The sequence below is a fragment of the Streptomyces sp. AM 4-1-1 genome (assembly GCF_029167625.1).
In the GTDB taxonomy this organism is placed as follows: Bacteria; Actinomycetota; Actinomycetes; order Streptomycetales; family Streptomycetaceae; genus Streptomyces.
Genome location: NZ_CP119146.1, coordinates 135,439 through 159,454 on the forward strand (window position 1 = coordinate 135,439; position 24,016 = coordinate 159,454).

Sequence of the window (24,016 nt, forward strand, 5' to 3'; positions counted from 1 at the left end):
GTCATCGCCTTCTGGTCGTGGGCAGGTGGGTGTCGGGCTGGAAGGTCACGGGCAGCGCGGTGAGCCCGGCGTGGAAGGTCGCGGGCCGGGCGGTGAGTTCGCCGGGGGTCACGGCGAGTGCGAGGCCCGCGAGGCGGTCGACGGCGCATTCGAGTGCGGTCTCGGCGATGATCCGGGCCAGGTCGGGGGCCGGGCACATGTGGGCGCCGGCCGAGTACGCGAGGTGACCGCGGTTGCCCGCGCGGGCGCCCGCCGCGAAGGGCAGGGCGGGATCGGCGTTGGCCGCGGCGAAGGACACCAGGATCGGGAAGCCTTCCTGGAGGTAGACGCCTTCGTAGCTCTGCTCGCCGATGGCGTACAGGGGGCTGTAGTTGGAGACGGGCGGGGTGTGCCACAGGACTTCGTCGAGGGCGTCGGCGAGGGGCTTGACGCCGGTGTGGACGGTGCCAGCGAACCGCTCGTCGGTGATGATCCTCCGCAGTGAGTTCATGATCAGGTTGCTGGAGGGGGTGGATCCGGCGCCGATGACCAGGAGGATCGTCTGGACCATCTCGGCGTCGTTCAAGCCGGCCGCGATCAGGTAGGTGGTGACGTCCCGTGCGGGCTGGACCCGCTTGAGGCGGGTCAGTTCCAGGCAGGCCGACTCGAGTTCGGCGTTGGCCTGCACGCCGTCGGAGTCGGCATCGAACAGGCGGGTCACCGCGACGACGATGCGCCGGCCGAGGGCGGGCGGGCAGCCGAACATTTCGATCATGGTGAGCATCGGCAACGGGTCGGCGTACTGCGACACCAGGTCGGCCTGCCCGTCGGCGGCGAAGGCGCTGAGCAGCTGGTCGGCGATCTGGCGGACGGTGGCGGCCAGGGCGTGGGTGTCGACGCCGTCGAGGCTGGCGGTGATCGCGCGGCGTAGCCGGGTGTGCTCCGGCCCGTCCTTCCACAGGGCGTTGTCGCGGGGCTGCATCATCATCAGCGCCGGGCTGTCGGGCGGGACCTGCCCGCGGCGCAGGGCTTCCCAGCGCCTGGGGTCCTTGCCGAAGCGCGAGGGGGTGTTCTGCAGGAGGTAGAGCGCCGCCCGGTAGGTGACGGTGAGGTATCCGTAGACGCCGGGGGAGATCTCCACCGGCATGATCGGGGCCACGTCGCGCAGCCGCTGGTAGGTGGCATCCGGGTTAGCGTTGAAGGCGGGTCCGTAGATGGGCAGCGGCACCTCGGGCGGCGGTGCGGACGTGTGGGCCGGGCACTGGCCGGTGCCGGATGTCGGGTGTGTGGTCATCGGGCAGGCTCCGGCGTACGGGTCAGCAGGTGGCTGACGAGGGCTATCAGGGCGTCGCGGGCGCTGGGGCGCTCGCGGGCGTCGCACCGCACCAGCGGGGTGTCGGGAGGCAGGTCCATGACGTAGCGCAGCCGCTCGTCGGTGACGGCGGGGGCTTCGGCGAAGGTGTTGACGGCGATGGCGTACGGCAGCCGGAGGTCCTCGACGAGCTGGAGGATGGGGTAGGTGTCGGCCAGCCGGCGGGTGTCGACCAGGACGAGCGCGCCGAGCGCGCCGATGGCCAGGTCCTGGAGGATCGGGAAGAACCGCTCCTGTCCGGGGGCCCCGAACAGGTAGAGGACCAGGTCCTCGGAGAGCGAGTGCCGCCCGAAGTCCATGGCCACGGTGGTGGTCTTCTTGTCCGGCAGAGTGACGTCGTCGACGTCCGTGCCCGCGCGTGTCATCACCTCCTCGGTGCTGACGGGGGCGATCTGCGACAGGGCGTGGACGTAGGTGGTCTTCCCGGCGCCTAGGTGCCCGCAGACGAGGACCTTCACGGTGCGCTCGTCGCCGCGCAGCCTGGGCGGTGCGGTCTCAGATTCGGCGAAGGCCGGCAAGGACTTCCTCCAGCAGTGCTCGGTCAACGGTGGTGGTGTCGGTCATGCGCCGCTGGGTGGTGATGTGTCCCCACTCCATTAGGTCGGCCAGCAGGACGCGGGTCACGCTGACCGGCAGGCGCAGGAGCGCGCCGAGTTCGGCGACGGCCTGCGCCCCGCCGGCCAGCACCCGCAGGATCGAGAGGTGCTCGGGGTTGAGGGGGGCACGGCTGAGGTGGCCGGCGGAGGCCGACAGGCTGATGAGCGTGATGTGGTCGAAGTGATTGCGGCTGGGCGCGGCCCGGCCGCCCGTCACCACGTAGGCCCGCACCAGCCGGTCGTCGCCTGCCTGCCGTGCCCCGCTCATGCCGGACTGGCCAGGTTGTGCCGCGGCGCGACGCGCAGCGCCGGGCCGAGGCTGTCGATGGTCTTGCGCATGCGGTACGAGAACGCCTCGATGTCGACGTCCGAGGTCGCGGAGGCGACGAGGTAGGCGCCCTCGGCGGCGGTGAGGATGAACAGGAAGCCGCCCGTGAAACTGACCATCGTCTGCTCCCACGGGGTCGGCTCGTCCTGGACGAACGCCGCGCCGCGCTGGCTGAGGGACTGCATCCCGGAGGCGATCGCGGACACCCTGTCCGCCAGCTCACGGTCCACCTGGTCGGATGAGCCGACCGTGAGCCCGTCCGAGGAGAGCACGACCGCGTTGCGGGCGCCGGGGAAGTTCACGAGGTCGTTGAGGATCCAGCTGACGTCGGGGGAGGCGCTCATGAGATCTGCTCCTGATCGGTGGAGTTGGTGGAGTTGGGGCGGGCGGAGGAGGTGCCGCGCACGAACGCGGCGAGGCCCCGGCCGGCGCCGGGCCGCGGGACGCTGGTGGCAGGCGCGGCGGCCGGGAGCCCGGACCCGCGCCTGCCCCGGCGCATCGGCAGGCCGTCCTCCACGGCCACCGGATACGGGTGGCCGCCCGGTGCCGACGCGTCCGGCACATATCCGGCCGCGGGCTCGGGAGCGGGCGCGTGGGTCGGTGCCGTGACCAGGAGGGCTCGCGGCAGGTGGAGGACCGCGCGGACTCCGCCGTGCACGGACTGCTGCTCCACCGAGACCGTGAAGCCGTAGCGCGCGGCAAGCAGGCCGATGGCCTGGAAGCCGAAGCGCGGCGGAGTCCGCAGTTCGGTGATCCGCACCGGGTTCTGTCCGGACAGCAGACGGGCCGCGCGCTCACGCTCCTCCGGGGCCATACCGATCCCGGCGTCCTCGATGACGATGCTGATCCCGTTGTGTCCTTCGAGGTACCAGACGTAGACCTTGGTGCCGGGGTGGCTGTGCTGGGCGGCATTGTTGAGCAGCTCTGCGGCGGCAAGGACCACCGGCTCGACAACGCGACCGGCCACGTACGCGGTGGGCTCCCCGGTGATCTCCACCCGGGGGTAGTCGCGGATCCGGGAGACTCCGCCGCGGATGGTTTCCAGCAGGGGGGTGTCGGCCCGCTGACGGCCGGGCCACATGCCTGTCAGGATGCCCACGATCTGGGCACGGCGGGCGAGTTGGCTGCTGGCGTGGTCGATGGGGATCGTGATCGCGAGGGTCTTCTCGTCGCTCTGGAGATCCTGCAGAGCGGTCACGGCGACCTGCTGCTCGTTGATGAGGGACTGCATCGAGCGGACCACAGCCTCGACCGCCGCCCTGGCCGCGCCCTCGGCGCGTTCGGCGGCCTCGTTCGCCAGCACGGCGACCTGGTCCAGCACAGCGTGGTAGGCCGCGCCCGTCTCGGTGTCGGCGAGCTGCGGGTGAAGCAGACCGGCGTCACGATGGCGGCCGCCGTCCCCACGGCTCAGCGCGACGATGAGCGCCGGCAGCCGCTGCGCGGCAAGATTCCGTGCCTCCTCGTCCCGGGCCGACACACGCTGCTCACCGTCGCGGACCCGGCCCTCCAGCTGGCGGATGACGCCGAGCCGCTCGGCGGCTCGGCGCCGGTAGTGCACCGCCACCGCGCCCGCGCCTGCGGCGGCACCGGTCGGCACCGCCAGCAGCACGATGTTCTGTATCAGCGTGCTCATCAAATCCCCACAGAAGTAAGGTCGGTTCGGACAGAGCCGCAGTTCGCGAGGCCCGCCGTGTGCTGCGGGAACAGCGCGAAGTGCAGCAAGATCGGCGCGGAGAAGACCCGGCATTCACGGTTGCCGAGACGGGCCCAGCTCAAGTCGTTTGCCGGTCCGGCCGCCCGCGGCGGGACCGTGAGGACGCCCTCGTCGCGGTGGTCGACCAGCCCGCTCCACTGCATGCCGTCCCCGGATCCGGGCGGGAGGATGAGGACCCACTTGTCGGTGAGCGGCCGGGCCACGGCGGCACCGACCGGGTGAGCACGGCGCTCCCCGAACCGGGCGATGAGATCCAGAGCGGTACGTCGGGGCATTGTCAGGGTGTCGAAGCGATCCCCGACCGCCACCTCGAACGGCGCCCGCGCCGTCGTCGAGTCCGGGAAGAGGTCGTCCACGCTGACCTCCGCCCCGGCCCGGACCACATGCGCGGCCGGCGGGACGAGTCCGGGGTTGGCGGCGTCGGCTGCGGGGGCGCGTACGGCGAGGGCCCTCATCGCGCGGTCCCGGCGACCAGGGCGTGGCCGCTCCGCGCGGCATGCACCGCCAGCGCCGCCAGGATGAGCGCCAAGTGCGAGAAGCCTTGCGGGACGTTGCCGAGTTGCCGCTGCTGGTGCGGGTCCCACTCCTCGGACATCAACCCGAGGTCGTTGCGGGTGCTGAGCAGACCGTCGAGGAGGATCTCCGCCTCGTCCACCCGACCGATCCGGGCCAGCGCCGTGATGAGCCAGCCCGAGCAGATCAAGAACGCGCCCTCGTCACCGGGCAGCCCGTCGCGGCCAGGGACCGCACCGCGGGTGTGGTAGCGCAGCATGAAGCCGCCCTGGATGGACAGATCCCGCTGGACGGCTTCGACGGTGCCGATGATCCGCTTGTCGGTGGACGGCAGGAAGCCGACCGTCACCATCTGCAGCAGCGCCGCGTCCAACTCCTTGGATCCGTAGGACTGGGTGAACGTATTGCGCTGCTCGTCGTAGCCGAGCAGGCACACCTGGGCGTGGATCTCCTCACGCAAGCCCCGCCACCGCTCCACCGGACCGTGGGCGTGACCGGCGTCGATGAGCGTGACCGCACGGTCGTAGGCCACCCAGGCCATCACCTTGGAGTGCACGAAGTGCCGCCGGTCGCCACGCACTTCCCAGAGCCCCTCGTCCGGCTCTGACCACAAGTTCTCCAGGCAGGCGGCCAAGTCGGTGATCATCGTCCCGACGGCCGGCGCCAGCGACGGGTCGCGCACCTGCGCGTCGTACAGTGCGCTGATGACCTCGCCGTATACATCGACCTGGAGCTGCTTCGCCGCGGCGTTGCCCGTGCGGACCGGGGCGGAGCCCTTGTGGCCGGGGAGCCAGTCGAGGACGGTCTCCGGTAGGTCGCGCTCGCCGCCCACTCCGTACATCACCTGGAGCAGCTCGGGGCAGCCGCCGATCGCGGTGCGCAACCAGTCGACCCAGGCCCGCGCCTCGTCGATGAATCCGCAGGCCAGGAACGTTTCGACGATGAACGCGCTGTCCCGCAACCAGCAGTAGCGGTAGTCCCAGTTACGGATGCCGCCGATCTCCTCGGGCAATGAGGTCGTCGCCGCCGCCACGATGGCGCCGGTCGGTGCGTAGGTGAGGGCCTTGAGCGTGATGAGGGACCGCTCGAACGCGTCCCGGTGCGGTCCGGTGTAGGTGGACTGGCTGATCCAGTCTTGCCAGAAGTCGACGGTCTCCTTGAGGAGTCCGGTGGCGTCCGGCAGCGGGGGCGGGGCGTCGGTGTCTGGCGACCATGTCAGGTTGAGCGACAGCGTCTCGCCCTCGGACACCTCGAACTGCGTCAGCAGGTCGCCGTCGGCGGTCTGGGTAGGGGCGGGAGTGTCGAGCCACAGGCGGCCCGGCTCAAGGTCGACGCTCGCCCGGTGCCCGTCGGCGTTCACGGTCGGGACGTGGCGGCCGTAGTCGGGGCGGGCCCGCAGCAGGGACCGCATTGCGACCCGTCCGCTGATGCCCCGCACGTTCCGGACCACGTGCGGCGCCTGCCCGGCGGTCGGCATGAAATCGGTCAGCTGCACCGTGCCGTCCCTGGTGATCCAGGTGGACTCCACGGCCAGGGTGCCCGGCAGGTACCGGCGCCGGTCCGCCACGGGCGCCGGCCTGTCCTCTGTGGCGGGTCCCACCCGCCACAGACCGTGTTCCTCGCTGCCCAGCAGCCGGGCGAAGACCGCGGGGGCGTCGAACCTACCGGGTGACAGCATAGTGATGGCGCCGTCCCGGTCGACGTGCGCTGCGGTACGCATGTTCCCGATGAACGCCTGGTCCTCGATCCGCCCCACCGACCGCGTCGCGGCCGCACGCGCGGAGGGGAATTGCTGAGGGCGCGGGAAGGCCGGGAGGATGCTGCCCGCGGGCAGCGGGCCCGGCTGCTGACCGCGCGCGTGGGCGGTCAAGGCGGCGGGGAAGTGCTGGGACATGTATCGGGTCCTCGGTGGGTTGCTCGGGCAGGGCAGGGAGCGGGCGAGGGCGTTCATCGCGGGGGCGGCTTCGCCGCGTTCCTTGAGCTCTGGTCCGGGGGAGAGGGACGGCGGTCGGAAGGCGGGCGGGACGTCGTCTCCCGGGCCGCCATGGCGTGGCCGCGGGCGATCCTCCGCGCGGTCTGCTCGGCGGCCGGGTCGGGGCCGAGCATCCGCAGGCAGTGCAGATGCAGCAGTTCATTCAGCACGTGGTCGGTGTTCACGACGCCGGTGCGGCGAACGAGGGGCCCGTAAGCGCCGAGCGCACGGTGGCGCACCATCCACGGTGGGGCGTCCTGCGTGTCCCCGGTGGGTGTCAGGGCGTCAATCAGACGGCCGGCTTCCTGTCCGGCGCCGGTCGGCAGTCGCTGGCCGGACAGTTTCGGCTGCGCTCTCAGCCAGGCCAGCCCGGTCTCCCGGTCGCCGAAGAAGCCGCGGACGATGCCGAGGAGGTGGGTGGCCGCGAGCAGGTGCCGGTCGGTTCCGGGGCGTGAGGGAAGGTGGCGGGCGACGGCGGCGGAGTCGGCTGCAGCGACCTCTTCGGCGGCCTCCAGCAGCGCCCCGCCGCCCCACAGGCCGGTGTGCGGCCGGTAAGGCGCCAAGGTGATCTCCCGCAGGGCCCCGGCTTCCACGAGCTGCCCCGCCCATGTGCCGAGGTGGCGCACCGCGTCCCCTGCCCCGGCGGCATCGGGTAGGCGCAGCGTCAGTTCCAGGTGCGGGTCCCGTCCGGCGCGGGGCCGGCTCCACCACAGCGGATGCCCCAGGTCGTCCAGCACCGCGGGCAGGTGATCGGCGATCAGGTCGTCGCGGCCCTGGGGCGGCCCGTACAGGCGGGCATGGAGGTAGCGCGAGGCGCCCGGCAGGTGCGCGCGAGGCTCGCGCGGTTCGTGCACGGCATGCAGATCGGGTGCCGGGCGGGGCGGGGCGGCGGATCGCAGGAGGGTGACAACCTCGGTCGCCCGGCCGCCGGACCAGCCGAACGCATCAGCCGCTGGCCCTTCGACGAGGTGGACGGGGCCAGACTCGATGTTGGCCAGTTGGGACCGCAGGAGCGCGAGGTCGCTGGGCGTGCCGAGGTCCAGGGCGATGCGGACGTCGAAGCGCTCCAAGAGCACCCGGTCGGGTACGGGGATGCCGCGCTGGGCCCGCCAGGCGGAAAAGCCGTCCTCCCACTCAGCGCTGACGGCGCGGGGCCCGGGCAGTCCGGCGTGGTTGAGGCTCCACATCGCCGGACTCAGGACGGACCGCCCGGCCCTCAGGCGGGGCAGTTCGGGCAGACGGCCGGCCGCTCCCCAGCTCATGGGCCGCAGAGTGCCCAGCGGGCCGACCATCCGCATGGCCTGGCCACACGACAGCTCCTCCAGAAAACGGACGACCGCCGGGGTCTGGCATTCGATCTGCAGCGGGTGGATCTTCCCGGCCTCGATGACCTGCCGCCGGGAGCGCGAGACCAGATGCAGGACTTGTCCGTCGCACAGCACGGCGAGGTCGGACAGCTCAATCCGGTCTGCGTCGGCGGCGGAGCGATCCCGGTGCTCGGCCAGGGAGATGACGACGGGCGAGATGAGGGGAGTGCGGGTGATGTGCAGGCCTCCCGGGATCAGCCCAGGGAAGGAGAGCTGCGCGCGCTGCGCGCCCGCAGTGCTCACCGGCCGGTTTGCGAGCGTGTCGAGCAGGCGGCTGCCCGGTTGCTGGGCGAGCAACGCGGCGAACCTTCCGCCCGTGAAGTAGCCCCACCCTCGCGTGCCGCGTACGGCGAGCTCGAACTGCCCGGCCGCCAGGTCGCCGGGCGAGGCACTGTGCAGCTCGAACAGCATCTCAAGGTGTGCGGGAGGGGTCATCCGGTCCGGGTCTCCGACAGCGACTCGGACGGCCAGCTCATCGTCGAGTTCGAGATCGGAGCCAGTCAGGGCCGCTTGCTGGGCGGCCACGAGGAGTTCCGTGTCTCGAGTGGTCAGGGTCTGCTGCCGGGCTCCGACGGTCGGTGTGCCGTGGAATCCGTCCGGCAGGCCCAGTCCTGTGGAGGCGGTCAGCTCCAGCAACGGCACCGCGACGCTGGGCCCGTACTCGGCAAGGAAGCGATCTCGGTAGTCACTCCAGTCGGTGGTCCCGTACGGCTCCGGGCTGATCCGCGCGAGGAGTTCCGCGGTCCGTTCTGCCTCCCACGCCACCTGCCGGGGCAGAACCACGTCGGCGTCCAGCAGGGTGTCGATGGCCACGGGCTGCTGCGTCGTCGAGTGCGGGGCCATCACCTCGCGGAGGTCCCTGCGCAGCGGCGCGCCGTCGGCCGCCGCGGCGTTGTGCGCGAGCATCAGCTGGTGAGTACGGTGCAGTTCGGCGATCAGACTGGCTGCTTCGGGGACGTGGTGCGCATTCACCCGCTCCAGTTGGTCCAGGACGTAACCCAGGGCGTCGGTTTCGGTGGCCGGCGGCTGCAGGCAGGTGATCAGGACCCGGCGTGCGATGAGCACGTCAAGTAACTCCCGTACTTCCCCGCCAGCGTGCCGGGGCGCCTCCGCCTGCGCCTTGTCCAGGAGGTCGCCGTACGGGACAGGGGAAGAGGCGAGATCGACGAGCACCCGCACTTCGGGCTCCAGCCGCACGGAGGTTTCCATCACCTCGGTCCCGGTCACATCCGGTTGCCGCGTCCGCCAAGGAAGAACGACCCGGTCGCCGCGCTGGACCAGGGTGTTCGACGCGACCAACCGCAGCCGCTCCCGCAGGGGCGAGATCGACTCCAGCGTGTTGATGACCTCGGCCAGCCACCGTCCGTCCGCGCGGGCAACCGCCCGGTGTTTCTCACCCCACCGGACTGCTGGCTCGGAGCCGAAGGCGATCTCGGTAATTCCGGCAAACAGCCCGAACGGCACCGCGCGGGACAGCAGGCGCGTGCGGTAGGCGAGCAGCGACAGCGCCACGCTGAAGATCGTGTCCGCGGTCGAGTCACCGCCTTCCACGAGCAGGTCCAGGCTGTGGGCTAGGTCGGCGCTGGCATGCCGCACCGGCTCTTGGACATCCGCGTGGCGCCATGTCGCTTCGACCCATGCGCGGGTGGCGATGACTCCGGCTGCCGAGCGGTCGGTGAGGTCCGGGACGGCGGGCAGTGGATGGGTGGCGGGATGGCAGACGGCCCGCAGCATGGCGGACTGGGCGCTGACGAAGCGCAAACGGCGGCCGGCGCTCATGCCTCTCCCTTGCTGGTAGACGTGGACGGATGGGTGGGGGGGCGGCGGTCTGTCACTCGCAGTCCCGGCCGGTGACGAAGAACTTCGTCAAGGCGTCGGCCGTGCCGGGCACGACGACATCCCTGAGATCGGCTCGTTCAGCGAGCGGCACGCCGCGTCGGACGAGCTGCACCGTGCGGGACTTGCCTATCGACGCGCAGGCCGGTTCGGGGGCGCCGTGGGGGGCGTTCTGGTCAGGGCTGCTACTCATGCTCCTCATCCACCTTCGATTCCGGTTCCCCAGAGCGATCGGGCCCCTGCCGCCGGGGCCCGAGGACCATCAGGACGGCCATCGCGCCGACGATTACGGTGACCACGACCCAGCCGGCAGTTGTCATGGCGCAGCCCTCACTGCCCGGGAACCGCGGTGATGACGAACAGCACGGCCGCCGCGAAGCCGGGGTTGACCTGCCAGTGCTCGTAGTCGCAGGCGGCCGTCGCGGGGAGAAGTTTCACGCCGAGAGGCTGGGGGCCCGACGTGGGGATAGTGGTCACGCCGTCACCGCCTCGCGCGGCAGCGGCCGCCGCGGCTCGACGACGTCACCGGTCGGCAGGAGACACCCGGTGTCCTCGAAGATCAGCACGCCGTTGCACAGCTCGCTGCACCCGATCTCGGGTTGGTGAAGGCGGATCTTGGCCGCCTCGCAGTCCTGGGCCGTCGCAGGCGGGCATTCGACCAAGTGGCCGCACACCCGATCAGCTACGGCGAGTTCGACGACGACCGTGGCCACCGCAGTCGCGAGCTTCCGTAGATGTTTCCGCATGTCCAGGTATTGCGTCGGCACATCCGCCTCGCTGCTCTTCCGGGCCGCGGCGAGCGCCGCGTCGAGCTCCGGGCGGGACCGACCCAGTGATGCGTGTCCGAGTTCCATGAGATGGCCACGCAGCCTGAGGATGACGTCGTCGATGTCATGGTCGCTGTCGAGAAGCGGGGCGTTCTCGTCAAGAACCAGCGCCAGGGTCTCTCGGGTAGCCGCGATGATGGAGCGGGACGGAGCCTTGCGGCCGGAGGGCTGGCTACGGACGGCGCTACGGGGGAGGCGGAGGAGGCTCACGACGCTGTCCCGTCAGCGAGGACGGCCTTCGCGGTACAGGCTGTCGGCGTGCGGTCCATCGCGGAACTCCTCTGTCGGGCTGGGCGGGCTGCCACGCCTCACCTTCCGAAGTTCGGAACGGGAGCTGTCGGCATGACCCCACGGTGCCGTGAATCGCTGCGCACTGGTACGCCAAACGGTGGCCACTTCTTCGCCACTTCACCAGCGCGGCGACGTCGAGCCGTAGGAGATTTAGATGGTTTTGCCCGTCCGGCCGGAGGTGACGGCGGAGGGTGAGAAGGACGAAGTGGCGAAGAAGTGGCCACCGTTCGGCGTACCGCCGCCGCCGGGTTTCCGTCACCGTTGAGACAGGCCGATCCCGGCTACGCCGTAGGGCGTCTCGAGCCCGAGGAGACGAGAGTGCCCCCGACAACCGCTGAGCTGGTCCACGACCGCAGTCTCGGAGACCTGTTGAAGCACCGCGACGTCGTGCTTGAAGGCCGCGAGGCCCCACAGCACATGGCTCGCGTCATGCTCGCTGACATACTGAACACGGACGAGGCTCGGACCGATGACGCGATGCTGGTGGCCAGCGAGCTCATCGCCAATGCCATCCAGCACGCCGGCGGTGCGGTCTCGTTCCGAATCGAGGTCTACGAGCTCGGCTCGGCGCTCGGGGTCGTCGACCGCGCCTCTGACACGGGCGCGCTGCCCCCCAGCCCCTCCAACTCGTCCACTCGGCCCACGGACTTGGCCGTGAACGGCCGAGGACTGTTCATCGTTCAGAACCTCGCCAGTGCCTGGTCGGTCGAGCAGACCGAGAACGGAAAGATCGTCATCGTCGTGCTAACTCAGGCAGGCTCTCGTTGATGACCGCTTTCGATTCCACGAAACGTCACCTGGGACGAGGGCTCTTCGCTCACCCGCTCGGCGTGAACTGCGGCGCCGTCGCAGTATCTGACGACCCTCAGCAGGTCGAGGTGAGCAACGGACACTTTCTCGACGGCCTGCGCCGCGCCGTCGAGCTCGGGGCCAACCTGTTGGACACAGCCGACTGCTACGGCGCCGGCCACGCTGAGCGCATGCTGGGACGGCTCCTTCGGGAGCACCCGGACCGGGAGCACCTGGACCAGAGGCTTCTTACCAGCAGCAAGGTCGGGCGCATCCGGGGATCGGCCCCGCACGCCTATGCCGGCCGTCACATCCATCACCAGTTCCAACAGACGCTGGAGAACCTCTACACCGAGAAACTCGATCTCTACACGCTCGACTCTTGGGACTTCGGCCCTCAAGACGGCTATCTGGGAAGTGCGATCGAGCAAATGTGCGGCCTACGTGACGTGGGGGCCGTGAGGGCCATCGGGATGAGAGGCCCGTACGTTCCCTACGGTGCCACGGCCGTGGAGCGGGACGCCTGCGCGGCACGGTTCCTGCACCTCTTCCGGATCATCAGGCCGAACGTCGTCTGGACCCGCTTCAACGCGCTCACGCCGGTCATCACCCTGGACGGCGAGGACCTGTTCGCCTTCACAGCCCGCCACGGAGCCGGCGTGATTCTCGCAGCCCCCTTGGCCCACGGCCTACTCACAGGCCGGGCCCCCCGGAACGCCATGCTGCCCCCCGGCTCCGCCAATGGGCCGACGGGCCTGACGAGCCTTACGCCCGAGAAGGCCATGCGAGTCACGGCCGGGCTGCAGACGCTGCACGTCCACTTTGGGAACGAGCCGGGGACCTTGACCCGACTGGCGTTGCTTTCTTGCCTGCAGAAAGCGGACCACTGCGCAGCTGTCGTCGGTTTCACCGGCAAGGCGCAACTGGAAGAGAGTTTCGGGTGCCTGTCAGGACCCGCCCTCACAACTCCCGAGCTTGAGGTCATCGATCAGGTGTATGCCCAGATACGGACCGATATGGAAGAGCAGTCGCAACACCGAACGCCTCAGCCCGTTCGCACGTAGGGCATCCGAAGCACTCCGGCCGCCCGCAGCGGAGGGGCAGGGTGCGGTGCAGCCGCAGCCGAACGATTCGCCGACTGCGCGTCCTGGACGAGACGGCAATGCCGCGCCGTGGACGACCCGGTGATCACTTGGTCGGGAAGCTGGTCTGGGAGGCAACTTCAAGGGACAGGGGGGCCGAGTGCACGGTTCGCCATCGGTATGCCCTGTCCTGCCGGCGTAGTTCCACCAGATCCACCGATGTGACGTCCAGTGCGGCGTGCGGCAGTGAGCGCAGCAGCGCCACTGCATTAATGACGGGCGCGGCCGACCGTGCCTGGTTGTTGTAGGCGATCCCGAGATGCGGACGGAAGGCACTCGTAGGACTGCCACCAGGAACGCAGGCCTGATCACCGACAGCGCTGAGGGCGGCGTGGAGGTCTATCAGGGGGCGCCAGGGCGTAAGGCTGAACCGGACGGCACCGCGTGAGCCCGCCAGCGGATGGGCGAGGAGGCGAAACGCTCGAGCGGGCAGGTTCTGCGTCAGGGCAATGAGCTGCTCGACCTGGTCCTCGGACATCTGGTCCGTAGGGCCGACTCGCAGCATCGTTACGTGCAGCCCGTCACTCGGGACGGGATCCATCCCGAGGTGATGCAGGGCCTTCTGGCAGTGTTCTGCCAGGCCGAGGAGTTCGGGCGCTTCGGAGAAGGTGAGCATCCAGTAGTACGAGCGATGGTGGTCGGACCATCCCGGCCTGTCCCAGTGATCGCCCATTCGTTTGACCTTTCGGAAGGCGCGCCAGTCGTGCCCGACGATCACGTCTGGATCGTCGAGATCAGCCGGCGGCTCACAAGGGAAGGCGCTGGGGTCGCTCGCCAGCTCGGGCGTCACGGGGCTCCTCGGTTCTCTCAGGGGGTGATCTGGGCGTGCTGAATTTCGGCGAGCGGTCCTGCCTGGGGCTGCGCCCGCCAGCTCCGCAGCTCGTCGGCATAGTCCCCTACAACGGGTTCGTCATGCCATCGCTCGGCGCACACGTACAACTCCTTCGCCCTCTCCCAGACCGATTTGATCGGCCGGCCGATGCCGGCCCGCAGTGCCTTACTGCCCAGGGCCATGGCGTGCTCGACCTCGGGGGAGTTCTGCTTCAGCAGGGCTGATGCCACGTCCAGGCCGACCAGGGCGCGGCTCCAGTCCGAAGGGGAGTGCTCGACCAGGTACTCGATCTCGGCGGCGTGTGCGACGACTTCGGTGGTGTCGCCGAGCGAGAGGCGCGTCGTGATGGCGTTCGCGAGCGTCCGGGGCATCGAGTAAGCGTCGAAGCTGATGCACGAGGTCAGGCCGTCGGGGAGCGATCGCTGCTGATCTGACAGATCGAGTGCCCGTCCGATGGTGGTCTCGGCTGCGCCGCGGTCGCCGAGACGTGCGAGGGCGCGGGAACGGCCGTTGACGAGCAGCCGGATGGCCTGGGGGTTGTCGGGATCGAGCGCGATCCCGGCGGAGGCCGCATCGTCGGCTTCCGCGTACCGCTTCTGGTAGTACAGGCCGAGCGAACGGGTGCCCGACGCCCACATCTGCATCGAGACCTCGCCGATCTCGCGGGCCAGCGACTCCGCCTCCGTGCAGTAGGCGTTGACCACCTCGTACCGCGCGCCGGCGTTGACGGCCATGTACGCCAGGAGCCCAGCTCCCTGGGAGGCGAGGCGGAAGAGTTCCGCGCGTATGCGTGGGGGCTGCTGACCACCGAGAACGCCGTGGAGCATCTCGCGGATGACGCGGGCCTCACCGGCCAGCTGGTGCGGGCCGAGCGTCTCGTACCGGCTCACGATGCTGGCGATCGATTGGGTCACCATCATGAGGACGGGATCATCGGCGTTGGAACTGGTGAGCCTGTACGTCTGCGCGACGACTGCCAGCGGGTCGTCGAACTCGGGGGCCATGGTGGGAGGGGTTGTGGCGTCGGTGGTGAAGTCGGCGGAGGGCCGAGCAACGGGTTCAACTTGCTCGAACAGTCGCTCGGGCGACATGTTGAACATGTGCCTGAGGACGAGGTAGGCGTCGTGGCGGGGAGTGCTCTTGAGTGTCCCCTTGCGGCCCATCCACCGGTCGAAGGAGCTGCGGGAGACATCTGCCCGCGCGAGCTGGGGGTTGTTTTCCCGTTCGGCCGCCCGTTTCGCTGCTTCGCTGAAGTGGATGCAGAACTTGTTGTACGAGTCCCAGTGCCTCTCCTGTACCAGGAGAGTGAAGCGTGTGGTGGCCATGCCTCCTCCTTCAGGGCTGGTTCCGGATGCGTGGATCGCGCGGCAGCACAGAACGACGTGGACGCCAGGCGCGCGGTCAGTCCTGCGCAAAGGTGATCAGGGGCACGTCGTAGAGGTCGGGATTGCGCGGGCGGGTCACCGCGGGGGAGGTCCATTCTTCGATCACGAGTTCGGTGACGAACTGGACGGTGGCGCCTAGGAGGTGGCTCGTCCGCCCGTCTGCTGAATCCGACTTGAGGCCGGCGGAGACATGGATGTGCGGAACGACACGGTCGTTCTCGGCATCCCAGGCAAGGGTTCCACCGCCGAGGACCTCCAGGGTCTCGACTTCGATCTCCTCCCAGAGGGGGCGCTCCGGGTGTTTGAGGGGCTCGCAAGTTCCGACCAGCCGGGCGTGGCTGAAGCCGCCGATGAACGTGACGTAGCCGGCGCGGATGCCGGATTCGAGACAGAAGGCGGCCAGCGCCTGGAAGAAGTCCTCGCCGTGGTCAAAGGCGACAGCGAACTTCCGGCCGATGGTGATCTCTGCAGCACGCATGGGAATCCGATCGTTGAGTCGTGAAGGTCAGCGCTGGGCCGCGAAGGCAGCCTGGATCGCGCTCGGGTCCGCACCTGAGCGCAGAAGGGCGAGCAGCAGGAGCCGAGCCTTGCGCGGCTCCAGTCGGCCACCGTTGATCAGGCCCCGGCCGAGGAGGTCGGTCTCCGAGCCCGGGCCGAAGTCGTAGGTGTGGCTGAGGACGCTGCCAGCACCAGTGCGAGAGGCGAGGACAACAGGGACGCGGGCAGCGAGGTCTCCCAGCCGTTGCGCCCATGTCCGCGGGACGTGGCCGGCGCCGAAGGCCGCGACGACGAGCCCGTCGAGCCGGGCCGCAGCCTCGTCCAGGAGGAGGCCCTCGCTGCCGAGCGTGGCTTCGATCAGCTCGACGGAAGCGGGGCGCGCCAAGGGCGAGCCGATATGCGCCTGGCGGGGCACCGCGAAGTGGATCCGGGGCCGGCCCTCCACCAGGTGTCCGACCGGCCCTGCGCCGGGCGAAGTGAAGGCCGACGTGCTGGTGCTGTGGGTCTTCTGGACGTGGCGGGCCGCGTGGAGCTCGTCGGCGAAAGCGACAAGAACGCCCATGCCGCGAGCATCGGGACACGCCGCGGTGCGTACTGCGGCGAGGACATTGGCCGGCCCGTCGGCGCCCGCCATCTGCGGGTTGCGCATGGCGCCGGTGATGACGACCGGCGCGTCCCCGGTGTACAGCAAGTCCAGGAGGAAGGCCGTCTCCTCAAGGGTGTCCGTGCCTTGGGTGATCACGAACCCGGCGGTGTCCGAGGCGCGCTTGTTGAGCAGGTCGGCGACGGCGGCGATGTCCTCCACCTCAAGCCACGCCCCCGGAATCTTCCGGAAGTCCACCAATTCCAGGGGCGCTTCCGCTGCGAGTTCAGGCACCGCAGCGACGAGATCCTCAGCGGTCAGCCGGAGCGCAACTCCACTTCCCGTCACGTCGGCCGCCATGGCGATCGTGCCACCGAGCGAGAGCACCAGAACGCCCGGGAGCGGGGACTGGGATGTGGAGTCCACAGCGATTGCCTTTCACAGAAGCAGATCAAGCGCAGGTCGAGGCCAGCGTCGTGCCATTCAGCGGTCGGGGGCAAGAGACCCGAAGAAGTGGAACACCTCGTCCAGGGCCTCCACGCTGAGATGTCGGCTTCGGGGGCGCACGATGCTTGCTGTCCCGCATTCCCTCAGCTCACGGCACCGTCCGATCAGCCAGGCCCAGTCGATCTTTAGGTATCCGGCCAGAGCACGCAATCGGGTCTGTGGATCGGGCCCCCGCATTACGCTGTGGGCCTGCGCTTCGCCAGCTGCTTCGCGGTATTCGCGAAGGGCGGGGCGCTGTGTGACCGTGTCCACGGCCCAGATGGCTTCGGTTCGCGTCCAGTTGGCGACCGCGGCCCGCTGCCCGGGAATCAGCGCGAAACCGTCCATCTCCGAGTATTCGGGGTTGGAAAGAACGTCGACGCGGATACCTTGCAGTTCCATCAGGGAAATCGCCAGAAGCAGCAAGATCCGCTCGTACCGGTCGCTTCGGCTGACCTCGCTCTCCGGGATACAGAAGGCGCGAGACATCGGCGCGGTGCCTTCCGGAAAACGCGATGACAGAGTCCTGAGGTAGTCGACCTTGTGCTGGAACCACAGCCACGCGGCTGCCTGTTCACCGGTCTGTTCGCGCGTCCAGAAGACCGGAGGCTCCGTCGGCCCATCGAGCCGGCGCATGATGTGCTGCGCGCAGAAGCTCGACCCCAGCCACTGCGTGCCTACTGTGGTGAGGTCGGGCATTGCCATGCGGCTGGGAGCTGACCGCGGAAGGGCGAGGTAGGTGTCCAGGGCGTGGTGCTCCTGGGCCAGAGCGGAGTCGTCTGCGAGCAAACCGTCGTCGAACTGGACGAGCGACCAGAGCAGACGATAGGTGAGATCGTCCAGCACGTGCGCAGCCGGCAGTTCGAGCACGCTCCGGCCAGGGGACGTGGCGCGAGCACGACGGGCGTTCGCGGTATCGGTCACGAAGAGCTGGGGGGTGCTCTCCCGGTCGTCCACTCCGACGAGGAACCCGCGTAGGGCCGACTGCAGGAAGCGGTCGAGAGCCCCGGTGCTGGCGACGTCGATCTGAGCGATGGAGCCAGATCGGATGGCGGGGCGGAATGCGACGGCGGAGGCCGTCCTGTCCAGCGCTTGCCTGCCCACCATCTCCCACGACCCGGGCAACTCGCCCGCAGGCATGAATAGGCGGCTTGTGGACCAGTTCTCCGTGATCGTGAGCGAGGCGCTCAGGCCGTCACGATCGTGCGACGGGGTCTGTAGGTGAAGAGTCTTTGGGGCAGGGCTGAAGAGATGCTCCGAACGGACCCCGAAGAGATGCTCCATGATCAAGAGCGTGTCTGGTCGCGGCACGCACTCCCCCTTCGCCCACCGGTCGAAGCGGAACCACCGGGTGGGCTTCGCGCCCCGCGGGCGCGTAAATCCAGTCGTCACTGATCCGGCGTTCACCGCACGCTCCCGGTCGACTTGGTGCCAGGCGTTCCTCGCCACGCCGACGGGTCCGGTGCCCGGCGATTTCCATCCAGACGGACTTCCCACAACCGCTGGGGCTGATCTCAACGCCCCAGCGATCACAGAGCGCGCTCACAAGCTGCATGCCACGACCGCTCGGACGACTGGTCGACTCGCGCTGCTCGCGCGGTTCAACCTCGGACGGGTCGCGTACCGCCACCCGTAACCGGTGGTCACTCCAGGCCGCCGTGACGGTGAGCTCGGTGCTGGGCGGAAGATTGCGACAACCGTGCACGACAGCGTTGGCCATGAGTTCCTGGCAGGCCAGGGCCGCGTCGGCGGCGATCTCCTCCAGGCCGGCCGCCTCCAGGCACACCCGGAGCCGTCGTCGTACGGGCGAGATGGCCGCCGGGTCGGCGAGGAACGAAGCCTCGAAAGGCAGCCCTTCCGGAAGATCCACATCAGCGCGCTCACCGGGGGATTCGCCCATCGCACGCACTCCCTGAACCGAACTGGTCGACGGTCGCGCAAAGCCGTCCGTTGCAGCGGCGTGCGAGACCGCCGAAGAGCCAGGCTTACTTCGCGCCAGGTAGATCGTGTTCATCGGCCGCTTCTCCTCGCCTGCCAGTGTGCGATCAACTGCGGACACCAGCTGGACCAAAGTGGATGAGGTCGTCGATTCCCCTGCACCCCGGTGGCGTTGGAGGAATATCGTCTTCACGAGAGAACCGCGTTCGTGGACCAGCGGGTAGTCCGCCAGGCTCGGCAGCGCGATACACGTGATACAAGATCGTCTCGGGGACAAGGGCGCACCGTGGGGCGCACGCGCAACACGCGGCTGGAAGCCGTCATTCATGAACTGGGCCTGTCCCAGCGGCAGCTGGCTGCCCGTTTCAGGTCGGTCGCCGCCGAGCACGGCGCAACCGAGCTGCAGAACGTGGCCCAGCCGTACATCGCCCGCTGGATCGCCGGAGCGCCAGTGGAGGGCCGCGCACCCTTTATCTTGGCCGAGACGCTCTCCCGCGGGCTCGGACGCCTCGTCACGCTCGAAGAGATCGGGCTGGCGACAGACACCGAGCTCGGGCCGCAGCCGCCTGCGTGGAGCGACGACACTCTGACGACGCTGGTGACGCTCGGGAGCACGGACATGGATATCGACCGCCGACAGCTGATGGCCAACTCGGTCTACTCGGTGGCCGCGCTGGCCCTGCCCGAGGACCAGTGGTTCGAGCAGGCCGCAGACCGGGCCCGGACGCGCAGACCGCTGTCGAACTACACGGTGACGACTCAGGACGTCGAAGACGTCCGCGAGATGGCCGCCATCTTCTCCAGGCGCGACCAGAAGCGTGGGGGACGTGCCGGGCGCACGGCCCTCGTCGCCTACCTTCGGTCCGAAGTCGCGGAACTGCTGAGCGGTCGGTTCCCCACCGAGGAGATCCGACGCGGCATGACCTCGGCGGCTGCCGAGCTCGCCTACCTGTCCGGCTGGACCGCCTTCGACGGAGGCGAGCATCCACTCGCCCAGCGCTGGCTCACGATAGCCACCAAGCTCGCCGAGGAGGCCGGAGACGCACCCCTGGCCGGCCACGCGCTCCGGGCGATGGCTCATCAAGCAGTCGACCTCGGCAAGCCGCAGCAAGCCGTCCGGCTTGCCGAAGCCTCGCTGGCGAGCCGCCGCTACGCCCAGGCGTGCTGGCGGGAGCGGTCCTTGCTGGGTGTGGTGCATGCCCGCGGCCTGGCCGCCGCGGGAGAGAAGAAGGCCGCCATCGCCGCGCTGCTGCGGGCCGAGGATGACCTCGGCCGTGCCAACGCGTCGGAGGATGAGCCGCACCGGGTGTTCTTCTTCGGTGAGGCGAGCCTTGCCCACGAGACCGCAGCCGCACTGCGCGACCTCGGTGACCTCCCAGGCGCTGAGAAGCAGTTCCGCCACAGCGTCCGAACCCGCCGCGGCCAATTCGCCCGGACTCACGCGGTGACGCTGGGCTACTTGGGCGCCGTGCAAGTGCAACAGGGCCAGCTCGAGGCCGCGTGCGCCACCTGGGGCCAGGCGCTGGACGCCATGACCGGAGTGCAGTCGGGCCGAGCCAGAGAAACAGTTGTTCAAATGAGGCGGTCGCTCAGCCCATTTCGAGGGCGAGGAGGAAGCCCAGCGGCCGAACTCGACGCCAGAGCACGCGCAGCGCTCGGCGTAGGCTGACGCGGCTGAAGCTGGCCCGGGCTCCGAACGGAACACCGCCCCACCCCGAGTGAAGGGATCCTCGTGTCGCAGCAGATCATCAACGTGCCGGTCATCGGCAGAGTCGTTGGAGGCCACACCGGACGGCTCGATGACTACAAGGGGGGAGTGGTGTCGATCATCCGATTGAATCCGGACTTCCCTCAGGAGACCCTTCAAGGCATCGAAGAGTTCTCCCACCTTCAGGTCCTCTGGCACTTCCACGAGGGATCGGCCGACGACGTTGCCCTGCACGCTCGGAGCCCGCGGGACAATCCGGCGTGGCTGGCCACCGGCACCTTCGTGCACCACAACCACCGGCGCCCCGCCCGTATCGCCGTCTCTCACCCCAGGCTGCTGCGGGTGGACGGGCTCGATCTGCACGTCGAGGACCTCGACGCCGATGATGGGACCCCCATCATCGATCTGGTCGCCTGCTTCGAGGAGTTCCTGCCCCGCGGACCGGTCAGGCAGCCGGCATGGCCCGGCGAAATGCTCACGAACTACTGGGCGGATTCCACAGAGCGGCCTTAACAGGACAGAAGCCAGGGCACGCGGGCCCGGACCTTGCCGAACGCGAGTACCTCCTCCGCACCGCCTGCCAGTAGGGCTGTCTGCCTGCGCCCTGGGGAGTGCGTCCAGAACGTCGATCGCAGACGGGGCCAGGTGCGGGCTCCCGGTGGGCGGGTGCGCAACCCCGCGAGGCGTGCTCACAAGGCCCCCCTGATCGTGGCCGTGACAGGGGTCAGGCGCGAGTCGCCCCCCTCGGGGCGGACGAGCATCAGCAGCGCGGGCCTCCCGCCGATCCACTGAACGACGACTTCGTAGAAGTCGTCCGAAGGGCTGATCACGTCTCGGTTCATGACCGCGATGCCGTCGACGAAGCCGAGCTGCAGCAGGCGGCACGCCTCAAGCCAGCCCGGGCGGTCGGTCGGGTCGTTCGTTCCGTACGAGTCAGTCACGTAGTAGCCGACCGCGCCCTCCGCGTCTTCGACGCACTGGCGCAGGACGCTCAGGTCCTCATCAGCGCTGCCGTTCGCGCAGTTCAACGCGTATGTGACGTAGCGCGTCCTGCGGCGGCTCTCTGGGGCTGGCAGGGTGTCCCACCAGTGGCGGTTGTTGGAGACCCGCAACCGCTGGAGGTACAGGCTGCGGTTCGCCGCCGGCCTGAGCGTCGGCTGCCACCGGCGCTGACGCGTGTTGTCGAGGTCCATCCACGTCGTGTCAGGCAGCGGCGCTGTGCGGGATGACATGGGGGTCTCCATCCGAGCCGGGAGTGGGCCGCCGCTCATCGCAGGGCGAGGGCTCACCGGGAGAGTCGGAGCCTGGGTGCGAGGCTCCACCCGAGCACAGTCGGTGTTGGCTGTTCTCCGTGGCGTAACCACCGTGCTCCATGCGACAGTTGCATTGCAAGCCCAAGTGAAGAATTCAGATGAGTTGGCATATGCCACTCAGGCTGAAGCTTTGCAAGCAGGACTCCAGGTGCCAGACTCAGGACTCGAACCCGAATCCAACGGACTCTGCGCCAAGTTGGGGGGACTCTCTGCCAGTCTGGGGGGACTCTCGACTGATCACGCCGGACTCCGGGCAGGCCCGATCGGACTCGCAGAAGCAGGAGGCAAGGACTTGGCGGCCCCCACAGGACCCACTGTCAGGCGCGTGCAGCTCGGCCGAGAGCTGGAGCGGCTGCGCAAGCAGGCCGGCATCACGAACTTGAAGGATGCCGTCAAAGGGCTCGACGTATCCGACTCCCAGCTGTACAGGGTCGAGCGCGGTACCTCGGCCTTTCGTAAAGCCGCAGATCTCGTCGCGCTGCTCCAGCGCTACGGCATCACCGATAAAGACGATGTGGAATTCCTGGTCGACATTCACCGCGACAGCTTGAACCGCGGCTGGTGGTCGATCTACTCCCGAACGATGCCGTCCGGCCTCGCGATGTACGTCGGCTTGGAGGACGGCGCCAAAACCATCCGAGCATGGCAACCAGACGTGATCTTCGGTCTGTTTCAGACCAAGGACTACGCCCGCGCCATCTTCGAAGCCGGGAAGACGGTTGAGGAGCGCACAACGGAATTCGTGGAGAAGGGGATCGCTCTGCGCATGGAGCGTCAGGAGATCCTGACCCGGGAGAATCCAGTCGAGATGCGTGCTCTCCTCGACGAGGCTGCGCTCCGACGAGTCCGAGGCAGCCGCGACATCATGCGGAAGCAGATCGAGCGGCTGGCAGAGCTGTCCACACTCGAGAACGTAACCCTGCAGGTAGTTCCGCAGGGCACCCCCACGTATCGGTTCTCCTACGACTTCTCGCTCATGGAGTTCGCCGATCCGATTCCGACCGTCGTTCAAATGGATATGGCCGACGGCGGGTCCAACCTCACGGACAAGGACACCGAGGTCTGGACGTATTCCCGCAGGTTCGACGCCCTGCGGGATGGCGCTCTCCCGGTCGCGGAGACGCCGAAGTTCCTGCAACGACTAGCCCGAGAGATCTAACACATGACCATCAGCAAGAACGCTCTTGACCTCGCGCCCAAGGGGGCATGGTTCAAGTCGTCGTACAGCAACGACGGAAACAACTGCGTCGAGATCGCCAACCTCGTTGCGACCGCTGGCGTCGTCGGGGTCCGCGACTCGAAGATCGAGGACGGTCCGGCCCTGCAGTTCGAGCCGTCCATGTTCGCCAGCTTCATCAACGACGTCCAGGCCGGCCACTACGACATCTGATCTCACCTACGACGAACGGTCCGGTTCCCCCCACGGCAGATGCGGGGGGAACCGGACCGTTCTCGTGCAGCCGTACCCATGAATGATCGAATCCTACCCGCGACGGCCTCAAGCGTCAGGGTTCGCCCCGCTCAAACCACGATTTGCCTGCCGGTGGGTTGCCGGGCCTGACCAGACCGAGGACGACAGTGGCTCTCTACCCCGGAGTTGCGCCAGGTGGCTCCGCCTAGAGCCTGCCCAGGGAGACCTGAATCGACCGGTACGGGACAAAGCTCTGCTCTCGTGGCTGCACGACGCCAGGTTAAGCTGCGCGCGCCCAGCCTCGTCGTCAGACTATTGCGGATGCGTCGCCTGTCCCGCGCAGTGATCGCGAGAGTCATTGCGCTGCTTCCACCGCAATTGGCCGCGCATTCTCCGTGAGAGGCATCCTCGATGACCTTCTCGCTGGCTCTGGAGTCGAAACTCCTGATGAGGAAACCCAGCTGGCGATCTCAGGGACTCGTGCTGCCTTGCGTTCTAGAGCGTACGAAGTGTGCCCCCCGGGAGCTGACACCTGGCGGATAAGTTGGAAATTCTGCTGCTGGTAGTACTCGGCGAGAGCGGGGGAGGTGCAGTCTCGACGTACGCGGCTGATGCCTTCGCGCGCAGCGCGGTCGACGACCCAGTGGGCGATGACTGCGCCGAGCTTGCGATGGCGTTCGGCAGGGTCTGTGACGGTGCCGTTGAGGTAGTAGGCGCTGTCGGCGGCCTCGGTCGTAGTCCAGGTCCAGGGCGCGGCGGTGCGAAGGATCGTGGTGCAGCCCAGGATGTGGTCGTCGTGTCCGGTGAGGACCCACATTTCGCTCGGGCGCCGTGTGCAGTTGCTGGCCAGCTCGTGGACGTGCTTTCCCCAGCTGTGCCAGTTCGGGAGCTGCTTGTCCTTCATCCAGTCGGAGCGGGCCTGGATCATCTCGGCGAGGCGGGGTTGGTCGTCCGGTGTGGCTGGTCGCATCGCGAGCATGCGGTCCGCTCCTGAGTGTGCTCGTCCACGAGCGGGTCAACAAGTTGGTGTGCTGGGCGGAACATTAGATGCCTACTGGCTGGTAGCTACAACTTTCCTGCCGGAGCACTCCGAAACTCTGAATGAACCATGCCGGTACGTGGAGGGATGCCCGGAA

23 protein-coding genes and 1 pseudogene are annotated in these 24,016 nt (G+C 68.6%); 6 read left to right on the forward strand and 18 right to left on the reverse strand.

Annotated elements, in window-relative coordinates:
- Nucleotide 1: 1 nt before the first annotated feature.
- From PZB75_RS31205 to PZB75_RS32120, 11 genes and pseudogenes are all read right to left on the reverse strand, one after another.
- On the reverse strand, nucleotides 2–1,273 hold the full coding sequence (locus PZB75_RS31205; protein WP_275539050.1) for a cytochrome P450: 1,272 nt from the start codon (nucleotides 1,271–1,273) through the stop codon (nucleotides 2–4).
- On the reverse strand, nucleotides 1,270–1,869 hold the full coding sequence (locus PZB75_RS31210; RefSeq protein ID WP_275539051.1) for an ATP/GTP-binding protein: 600 nt from the start codon (nucleotides 1,867–1,869) through the stop codon (nucleotides 1,270–1,272). The genes PZB75_RS31205 and PZB75_RS31210 overlap by 4 nt, the downstream gene beginning before the upstream one ends.
- Nucleotides 1,847–2,215: a DUF742 domain-containing protein gene (locus PZB75_RS31215; protein ID WP_275539052.1), complete on the reverse strand. Its 369-nt coding sequence runs from the start codon at nucleotides 2,213–2,215 to the stop codon at nucleotides 1,847–1,849. Before PZB75_RS31215 ends, PZB75_RS31210 begins: the two co-directional genes overlap by 23 nt.
- Nucleotides 2,212–2,619, reverse strand: a complete 408-nt coding sequence (locus PZB75_RS31220; protein ID WP_275539053.1) for a roadblock/LC7 domain-containing protein — start codon at nucleotides 2,617–2,619, stop codon at nucleotides 2,212–2,214. Before PZB75_RS31220 ends, PZB75_RS31215 begins: the two co-directional genes overlap by 4 nt.
- Nucleotides 2,616–3,908, reverse strand: coding sequence for an ATP-binding protein (locus PZB75_RS31225; protein ID WP_275539054.1), 1,293 nt, complete (start codon nucleotides 3,906–3,908; stop codon nucleotides 2,616–2,618). Before PZB75_RS31225 ends, PZB75_RS31220 begins: the two co-directional genes overlap by 4 nt.
- The gene (locus PZB75_RS31230; RefSeq protein ID WP_275539055.1) at nucleotides 3,908–4,444 is read right to left on the reverse strand and encodes a hypothetical protein; all 537 of its coding nucleotides are present in this window, start codon (nucleotides 4,442–4,444) and stop codon (nucleotides 3,908–3,910) included. The genes PZB75_RS31225 and PZB75_RS31230 overlap by 1 nt, the downstream gene beginning before the upstream one ends.
- Nucleotides 4,441–6,396 (reverse strand): glycoside hydrolase family 15 protein, encoded by a 1,956-nt coding sequence (locus PZB75_RS31235; protein WP_275539056.1) that lies wholly within the window; start codon nucleotides 6,394–6,396, stop codon nucleotides 4,441–4,443. Before PZB75_RS31235 ends, PZB75_RS31230 begins: the two co-directional genes overlap by 4 nt.
- A gap of 53 nt (nucleotides 6,397–6,449) precedes the next feature.
- Nucleotides 6,450–9,620, reverse strand: coding sequence for a lantibiotic dehydratase (locus tag PZB75_RS31240; protein WP_275539057.1), 3,171 nt, complete (start codon nucleotides 9,618–9,620; stop codon nucleotides 6,450–6,452).
- 52 nt (nucleotides 9,621–9,672) lie between these two features.
- The gene (locus PZB75_RS31245; RefSeq protein ID WP_275539058.1) at nucleotides 9,673–9,870 is read right to left on the reverse strand and encodes a hypothetical protein; all 198 of its coding nucleotides are present in this window, start codon (nucleotides 9,868–9,870) and stop codon (nucleotides 9,673–9,675) included.
- Between the two features lie 280 nt (nucleotides 9,871–10,150).
- Entirely contained in the window at nucleotides 10,151–10,351 is a 201-nt protein-coding gene (locus PZB75_RS32115) for a DUF5999 family protein (protein ID WP_343286291.1), read from the reverse strand.
- 42 nt (nucleotides 10,352–10,393) lie between these two features.
- Nucleotides 10,394–10,714: pseudogene (locus PZB75_RS32120) on the reverse strand (DUF6415 family natural product biosynthesis protein); the annotation flags it as partial.
- Between the two features lie 399 nt (nucleotides 10,715–11,113).
- Between PZB75_RS32120 and PZB75_RS31255 the strand changes: the two are divergent.
- Nucleotides 11,114–11,563 (forward strand): ATP-binding protein, encoded by a 450-nt coding sequence (locus PZB75_RS31255; protein WP_275539060.1) that lies wholly within the window; start codon nucleotides 11,114–11,116, stop codon nucleotides 11,561–11,563.
- Nucleotides 11,563–12,648, forward strand: coding sequence for an aldo/keto reductase (locus tag PZB75_RS31260; protein ID WP_275539061.1), 1,086 nt, complete (start codon nucleotides 11,563–11,565; stop codon nucleotides 12,646–12,648). Before PZB75_RS31255 ends, PZB75_RS31260 begins: the two co-directional genes overlap by 1 nt.
- Nucleotides 12,649–12,772: 124 nt before the next feature.
- On the opposite strand, the gene PZB75_RS31265 is transcribed toward PZB75_RS31260, so the two are convergent.
- From PZB75_RS31265 to PZB75_RS31285, 5 genes are all read right to left on the reverse strand, one after another.
- Nucleotides 12,773–13,516, reverse strand: coding sequence for a 2'-5' RNA ligase family protein (locus PZB75_RS31265; RefSeq protein WP_275539062.1), 744 nt, complete (start codon nucleotides 13,514–13,516; stop codon nucleotides 12,773–12,775).
- A gap of 17 nt (nucleotides 13,517–13,533) precedes the next feature.
- Nucleotides 13,534–14,883 (reverse strand): hypothetical protein, encoded by a 1,350-nt coding sequence (locus PZB75_RS31270; protein WP_275539063.1) that lies wholly within the window; start codon nucleotides 14,881–14,883, stop codon nucleotides 13,534–13,536.
- 76 nt (nucleotides 14,884–14,959) lie between these two features.
- The gene (locus tag PZB75_RS31275; RefSeq protein WP_275539064.1) at nucleotides 14,960–15,421 is read right to left on the reverse strand and encodes a PPC domain-containing DNA-binding protein; all 462 of its coding nucleotides are present in this window, start codon (nucleotides 15,419–15,421) and stop codon (nucleotides 14,960–14,962) included.
- A gap of 27 nt (nucleotides 15,422–15,448) precedes the next feature.
- Nucleotides 15,449–16,450 carry an asparaginase gene (locus tag PZB75_RS31280; RefSeq protein ID WP_275539065.1) on the reverse strand — a complete coding sequence of 334 codons (1,002 nt, stop codon included), beginning with the start codon at nucleotides 16,448–16,450 and terminating at the stop codon, nucleotides 15,449–15,451.
- A gap of 57 nt (nucleotides 16,451–16,507) precedes the next feature.
- Complete coding sequence (locus PZB75_RS31285) at nucleotides 16,508–17,794, reverse strand: transcriptional regulator, XRE family protein (protein WP_275539066.1); 1,287 nt, start codon at nucleotides 17,792–17,794, stop codon at nucleotides 16,508–16,510.
- A gap of 940 nt (nucleotides 17,795–18,734) precedes the next feature.
- On the opposite strand from PZB75_RS31285, the gene PZB75_RS31290 reads away from it, so the two are divergent.
- Nucleotides 18,735–20,117, forward strand: a complete 1,383-nt coding sequence (locus PZB75_RS31290) for a Tat pathway signal protein (RefSeq protein ID WP_275539067.1) — start codon at nucleotides 18,735–18,737, stop codon at nucleotides 20,115–20,117.
- A 63-nt stretch (nucleotides 20,118–20,180) separates the two neighbouring features.
- A complete protein-coding gene (locus tag PZB75_RS31295; RefSeq protein ID WP_275539068.1) occupies nucleotides 20,181–20,669 on the forward strand; it encodes a TrmO family methyltransferase in 489 nt (162 codons plus the stop codon).
- Nucleotides 20,670–20,845: 176 nt separating this feature from the next.
- Here the strand turns inward: PZB75_RS31295 and PZB75_RS31300 are convergent, their stop codons facing one another.
- Nucleotides 20,846–21,388: a hypothetical protein gene (locus tag PZB75_RS31300; protein WP_275539069.1), complete on the reverse strand. Its 543-nt coding sequence runs from the start codon at nucleotides 21,386–21,388 to the stop codon at nucleotides 20,846–20,848.
- A gap of 406 nt (nucleotides 21,389–21,794) precedes the next feature.
- On the opposite strand from PZB75_RS31300, the gene PZB75_RS31305 reads away from it, so the two are divergent.
- Both PZB75_RS31305 and PZB75_RS31310 read left to right on the forward strand, forming a co-directional pair.
- Complete coding sequence (locus PZB75_RS31305; RefSeq protein ID WP_275539070.1) at nucleotides 21,795–22,628, forward strand: helix-turn-helix transcriptional regulator; 834 nt, start codon at nucleotides 21,795–21,797, stop codon at nucleotides 22,626–22,628.
- A 3-nt stretch (nucleotides 22,629–22,631) separates the two neighbouring features.
- The gene (locus PZB75_RS31310) at nucleotides 22,632–22,859 is read left to right on the forward strand and encodes a DUF397 domain-containing protein (protein ID WP_275539071.1); all 228 of its coding nucleotides are present in this window, start codon (nucleotides 22,632–22,634) and stop codon (nucleotides 22,857–22,859) included.
- A 376-nt stretch (nucleotides 22,860–23,235) separates the two neighbouring features.
- Here the strand turns inward: PZB75_RS31310 and PZB75_RS31315 are convergent, their stop codons facing one another.
- Complete coding sequence (locus PZB75_RS31315; RefSeq protein WP_275539072.1) at nucleotides 23,236–23,859, reverse strand: GNAT family N-acetyltransferase; 624 nt, start codon at nucleotides 23,857–23,859, stop codon at nucleotides 23,236–23,238.
- Between the last annotated feature and the right edge of the window lie 157 nt (nucleotides 23,860–24,016).